The organism is Longimicrobium sp., assembly GCF_036554565.1.
Classification (GTDB): domain Bacteria; phylum Gemmatimonadota; class Gemmatimonadetes; order Longimicrobiales; family Longimicrobiaceae; genus Longimicrobium.
The window spans coordinates 1-5214 of record NZ_DATBNB010000864.1 but is presented as its reverse complement, the minus strand read 5'-3'; the positions used below and the strand labels follow the sequence as shown (position 1 = coordinate 5214).

The window sequence follows — 5214 nt, the reverse complement described above, 5'->3', positions numbered from 1 at the left end:
GGCCTTGGCCGTCAGCACCCGCCGCGCGGCCTCGTCGATCCGCCCGGTGGGAATGCGCCCCGAGCGCACGGCGGCGACGATGCCGTCGATCACTCCCTCGTGCCCGGGCGGCTGCAGCAGCGCGTCGGCCCCGGCGAGGAGGGAGCGGATGCTGGCCTCGGTGACGGAGATGCCCTGCGTGGCGCCCGCCATGTTCAGCGCGTCGGTGAACACGATCCCCTGGAACCCCAGCTCCCCCCGCAGCACGCCTCCGATCATCCGCGCGGACTGCGACGCGGGCGGCGCGCCGGCTCCCTCCACCCCGCGCGCCGCGATGTGCCCCGCCAGCACGCCATCCATGCCGGCGCGGATGGCCGCGCGAAAGGGCGGAAGCTCCACCCGGGCCAGCCGCGCGGCGTCCGCCTCCACCACCGCCAGCCCCACGTGTGAGTCGGCGTGTGTGTCGCCGTGCCCGGGAAAGTGCTTGCCGATGGTCAGGAGCCCGCCCTCGCGCGCGCCGGCCACCCACGCGGCGCCCATCCGCGACACCATCTCGGGCGACTCGCCGAACGAGCGAACGTTTATGATGGGGTTGGCCGGGTTGACGTTCACATCCAGCACGGGCCCCAGCGTGGCGTGGATGCCAACGGCGCGCGCCTCCACCGCCGTTACGCGCCCCGCCTGCCGCGCGAGCGCCGTGTCATCCGCCGCGCCGAAGGCCATCGCGGGGGGCATTCGCGTGCCGCCCGGCGTCAGCCGCGTTCCCGGCCCCGTCTCCAGGTCCGAAACCACCAGCAGCGGCACCCCCGAGCGGGCCTGCGCGGCGTTCAGCTTGGCGGCGGTGGCCTGCGGCGAGCCCGTGGAGATGATCAGCCCGCCGACGCCGTCCCCCGCCACCCAGGCGCGGATGCGCTGCGCCTCGCCGGGGTTCGCCTCCAGCGATTGCCCGCTGATCCACGGGAAGACGAGCTGCGCCACCCGCTGACGCAGCGTCATCCCGGCGAGGGTGCGCTCCACCCACGCGCGTCCCGCGGTATCCGTCTGCAGCGGGGGTACGGCAGGCGCCTCACGCGCGGCCGGCGGGGCCGCGTCGTCAGCCCGGGCGCTGGCGCCCTCCGCGTCGCCCGCGGGCGAGCAGGCGGCCAGGGCCAGGAACAGGGTCGCGAGCCGGCAAAACAGCACTCCGCTGATCACCACGTGCAGCACTCCGAGAGCGGGACTTGATCGACAGTGCGCCACTGCGGCGCTGACGAGCGGATTCATGCGAGCGGCAGGCCATCGCGCGATTTCGCCTCCCGGACGCAGAAAACCTCCCGGACTCGGCCGGGAGGTTTTCTGATCAGCACGTGCGGGGGACCCTCCCCCGGCCCCTCCCCGCACGATACTGCTGTGCGGAGAGGGGAGCACTTCGAAGTGCGTAGTCCGCGTTCTACGCCATCGCCGGGATGCCCATCGCGGCCCATTCCTCGGCGGCGGGGCCGTAGCACCCGGGCACGGTGAGCCCGGCCTGGCGCATCAGCACGGTCATCTGGCCGCGGTGGTGGGCCTGGTGAAGCAGCAGCACGCTCAGCACCAGGCCACGCTTCCACTGCTGGCCGTACATTGGGACCTCTTCGTCCAGCATGTCGTCCGTCCACCCGGCGGTAACGGCGGGTCCCACGGAAGCCGCCGCGCCCTCGTACGCCGCGACGATCTCCGCAGCCGACGTAGGCGTTTCCGACAGCGGAACGGGCCCGGTGACGCCGTGCAGTCCGGCGTGCTCCATCATCTCGGGGAGCGTTTCGGTCACGTGCCACGCCAGCCGCCCCAGCGTGCGCCCCTCCGGCACGATGCGCTGCGCCAGCGACTCGTCCGTCAGCGCCCGAAGCACCTTTAGGGTGGTCTGCGCGTCGTGCTCCCAGTCCTTCACGAAATCGTCGATCCGCCTGTACATGCCCTCTCCAGTGCTGAGGTGTGAACCGGCTGACGCGCCTTGACTCGCCCCGTCGTCCTCAGATGTGTCACCCCCCGCGGCAGCCGCTGAAGCCGCCGCACAAAATCGGAAAGCCTCGCACACCGCGCGAGGCTACACGTCACCGGACGCGCATCAGGACTCGCATCCCACACGCCAGCAAGCCAGTCCGCGCAGGCGGACTTCGTGTGTTCGTTGCCGCGGATTCATCCGCCCCAGCGAGGCCGGGCGAGCATCGACCGTCGACCGTCGACCGTCAAGCCGTGGCCAGCCTCGAACCTTCCCCGGGGTGGCTACTCGAGGGTGATCAGCGTGGCGCCCTTGTCCACCGTCTGCCCCGGCTGCACGGCGATGCTGGCCACGACGCCGTCCGCCGGCGCCTTGAGCTCGTTCTCCATCTTCATCGCCTCCACCACTACGACGCCCTGCCCCGCGCGCACCGCGTCGCCCACGGCCACCTCGATCTTCAGCACTAGCCCCGGCATCGGCGCGACGATGGTCTTGTCCGCGACGTCGTCCACCGTTCCCGTCATCTCGCGGATGGCGCGGGTGCGCTCGTCCACGGCATCGGCCGTAAAGCGCTCGGCGCCGGTCGCCAGGATCCAGCGCCCCTTTCGGTCCCCCGCCTGCACGGCGAACGGATAGGAGCGGCCGCCGGCCAGCAGGTGGCGGGTTCGGGTGCCCGGAAGCGTGGAGAGCTGGGCCTCTACGGGCGTCCCGTCCACCACGGGGGTCGCGCCGGTCAGATCCACTTCCACCTCGCGTCCGGCGATCGTTACGAAATAGCGCATGTCAGGCTCGGTTGTGCGTCAGGCTGACCACGGTTTCCACGTGCGCGGTCTGCGGGAACAGGTCGAACGAGCGGATGCTTTCGAGCGAGTACGCCTCGCCCATGCGCTTCAGGTCGCGCGCCAGCGTGGCCGGGTTGCACGAGATGTAGACGATCCGCGCCGCGGGGTTGGCCGCGAGCACTTCCGCCGCCTCCGCCGCGATGCCGGCCCGTGGCGGGTTCAGGATGACCAGGTCCGCGGGCAGGTGGTCGGCGAGCACGTCTTCCACCGGCGCGGTGACGAACACGGCCCCGTCCGGCGCGCTCCGCCGCGCCTCGGCGACGGCGTCGGGGTCCAGCTCGATCCCCGTCACGCTCGCCCCCGCCCGCGCCAGCCGCCGCGCGTGCAGCCCGATGCCGCAGTACGCATCCACCACGCGCAGCCCCGCCGCATCGCCGATCACCGACATCACGTGCTGCTCCAGCAGGGCCGCGGCCGCGCGGTTCACCTGCAGGAACGCCGCGCCGCTCAGCTCCACGGTCTCGTCGCCCCACGTCTCGGGCAGCCCCGGCGCGCCCGCGATCAGGTCGGGCACGGCCTCGCCGGGGCGATGGTAGACGCTGACCAGACCGGGGACCACGTCGATCAACTCCTTCGGCCGGCCCCGGGCGAATCCGCCCTCGACGAGGAGCGACACCTGCCCGGTGGACGAGGCACGCAGCGTCAGCCGAAGCTGCTGTCCGGAGGGCAGGCGCCGCGCGTCCGGACCCCAGTTGCGGCGGATGCCGTCCCACACGCGGGCGATCGGCTCCTCGAACAGCAGGCAGCCGCCGTCCAGGTCCACGATCTCGTCCGGGTCGCCCAGCGCGTGGAAGCCCGCCAGCACGCGCCCGTGCTCCGTGCGCCGCAGCGCGAACGACACGCGGTTGCGGTAGCGGTGCTCGTTGGGGGACGGCACGACCTCGGGCGCATCCACGGCCAGCCCGCCGATCCGCGTCAGCGCGTCCGCGACGATGCGCGACTTGGCGCGAAGCTGCGCGTCGTACGTCATGTGCTCCAGCGTGCAGCCGCCACAGCGCTCGTAGAACGCGCAGGGCGCCTCTCGCCGCTCGAGCGACGGCTCGATGACGCGCAGCAGCCTCCCGCGCGTCCACCGATCCTTTCGCTCCACCAGCGCCACCTCGGCCAGGTCGCCGGGCGCGGTGCGATGGACGAAGGTCACGCGGCCGTCCGGCAGCCTGCCCACGCCCTCGCCGCCCGCCGCGATGGAGTCGATCCGCACCGTCGCCGTGGGCGGTGGACGCCGCGGTCCCTGCCCCGTCCCCCGTCCGCGACCTCCCTGCCCCCCGCCGGAACGGCGACCGCGATCGCTCAACGCCCTCTCCAGCCGCCCGTGTTCCCGCGCCAGGCGCTCCCGCCGGTGGTACCGGCGGTGGCGGGTTGCGTGCGAGGCATCGCCCGGTGCGTCCGCCGCTCTTCCTCCAGCAGCGCGGCGGCGAGCGCGGCCATGCGCACCGTCTGCTCGTCGGGCTCGGCGGTGAGCAGGTCTTCGTGGTTCTCCAGGTACTTGATGGTTAGGTTGCCGGCGCGGAAGTCCGGCTCGTCCATCACCCGCAGGTGAAAGGGCACGCTGGTGTCCACGCCCTCCACGCGCAACTCCTGCAGGGCTCGCTTCATCCGGTCGATCGCCTCGATGCGCGTGGGCGCGTGCACGATCAGCTTGGCGAGCATGGGATCGTAGAACAGCCCCACCTCCACCCCCGGCGTGATGCCGCCGTCCCAGCGCACGCCGGGGCCGGAGGGGATCAGCAGGTTCTGGATGCGCCCGGTGGACGGCAGGAACGAGTTCGAGGGATCTTCCGAGGTGATGCGGCACTCGATGGCGTGCCCCTCGAAGGTGATGTCGTCCTGCGTGAACGGCAGCTTTTCGCCCGCGGCGATGCGGATCTGCCACTGCACCAGGTCGATGCCCGTCACCAGCTCGGTGACGGGGTGCTCCACCTGGATGCGCGTGTTCATCTCCAGGAAGTAGAACTCGCCGTTCTGGTACAGGCACTCCACCGTCCCCGCGCCCTCGTAGCTCACGGCCTGCGCCGCCGCGACCGCCGTGGCGCCCATCGCCGCCCGCTCCTCCGGGGTGAGCACGGCGCTGGGAGCCTCCTCGATCAGCTTCTGGTGGCGGCGCTGGATGGAGCACTCGCGCTCGCCCAGGTGCAGCGTGTTGCCGTGGCGGTCCGCGAGGAGCTGGATCTCGATGTGGCGCGGCCCCTCCAGGAACTTCTCGATGTACACCGAGCGGTCGCCGAACGCGGCCTGCGCCTCGTTGCCGGCCGCCTCGAAGGCGCGCTCGATCTCGTCCGCGCTGGCCACGATGCGCATCCCCTTCCCGCCCCCGCCGGCCGCCGCCTTGAGCAGCACCGGGTAGCCCACCTCCGCCGCCACGCGGCGCGCCTCGGCGGCGTCGGAGAGCGCGTCCTCCGTCCCCGGCACCACCGGCACCCCCGCCGCGATCAC

5 protein-coding genes are annotated in these 5214 nt (G+C 72.5%); all 5 read right to left on the bottom strand.

Translation table 11 applies throughout. From position 1 onward, the window contains the following. The coding region (locus VIB55_RS24305) for a glycoside hydrolase family 3 protein (RefSeq protein WP_331879276.1) at positions 1 to 1176 on the bottom strand (1176 nt) is incomplete at its 3' end. 232 nt (positions 1177 to 1408) lie between these two features. Further along, positions 1409 to 1912: a DinB family protein gene (locus VIB55_RS24300; protein WP_331879275.1), complete on the bottom strand. Its 504-nt coding sequence runs from the start codon at positions 1910 to 1912 to the stop codon at positions 1409 to 1411. 311 nt (positions 1913 to 2223) lie between these two features. Beyond that, positions 2224 to 2721 (bottom strand): biotin/lipoyl-containing protein, encoded by a 498-nt coding sequence (locus tag VIB55_RS24295; protein WP_331879274.1) that lies wholly within the window; start codon positions 2719 to 2721, stop codon positions 2224 to 2226. 1 nt (position 2722) lies between these two features. After that, positions 2723 to 3982 carry a class I SAM-dependent RNA methyltransferase gene (locus tag VIB55_RS24290; RefSeq protein WP_331879273.1) on the bottom strand — a complete coding sequence of 420 codons (1260 nt, stop codon included), beginning with the start codon at positions 3980 to 3982 and terminating at the stop codon, positions 2723 to 2725. 89 nt (positions 3983 to 4071) lie between these two features. Further along, the coding region (locus tag VIB55_RS24285) for an ATP-grasp domain-containing protein (RefSeq protein ID WP_331879272.1) at positions 4072 to 5214 on the bottom strand (1143 nt) is incomplete at its 5' end.

Coding starts and splice junctions, on each gene's coding strand:
- VIB55_RS24300 (WP_331879275.1), bottom strand. CDS start 1,912: ATGTACAGGCGGATCGACGATTTCGTGAAGGACTGGGAGCACGACGCG.
- VIB55_RS24295 (WP_331879274.1), bottom strand. CDS start 2,721: ATGCGCTATTTCGTAACGATCGCCGGACGCGAGGTGGAAGTGGATCTG.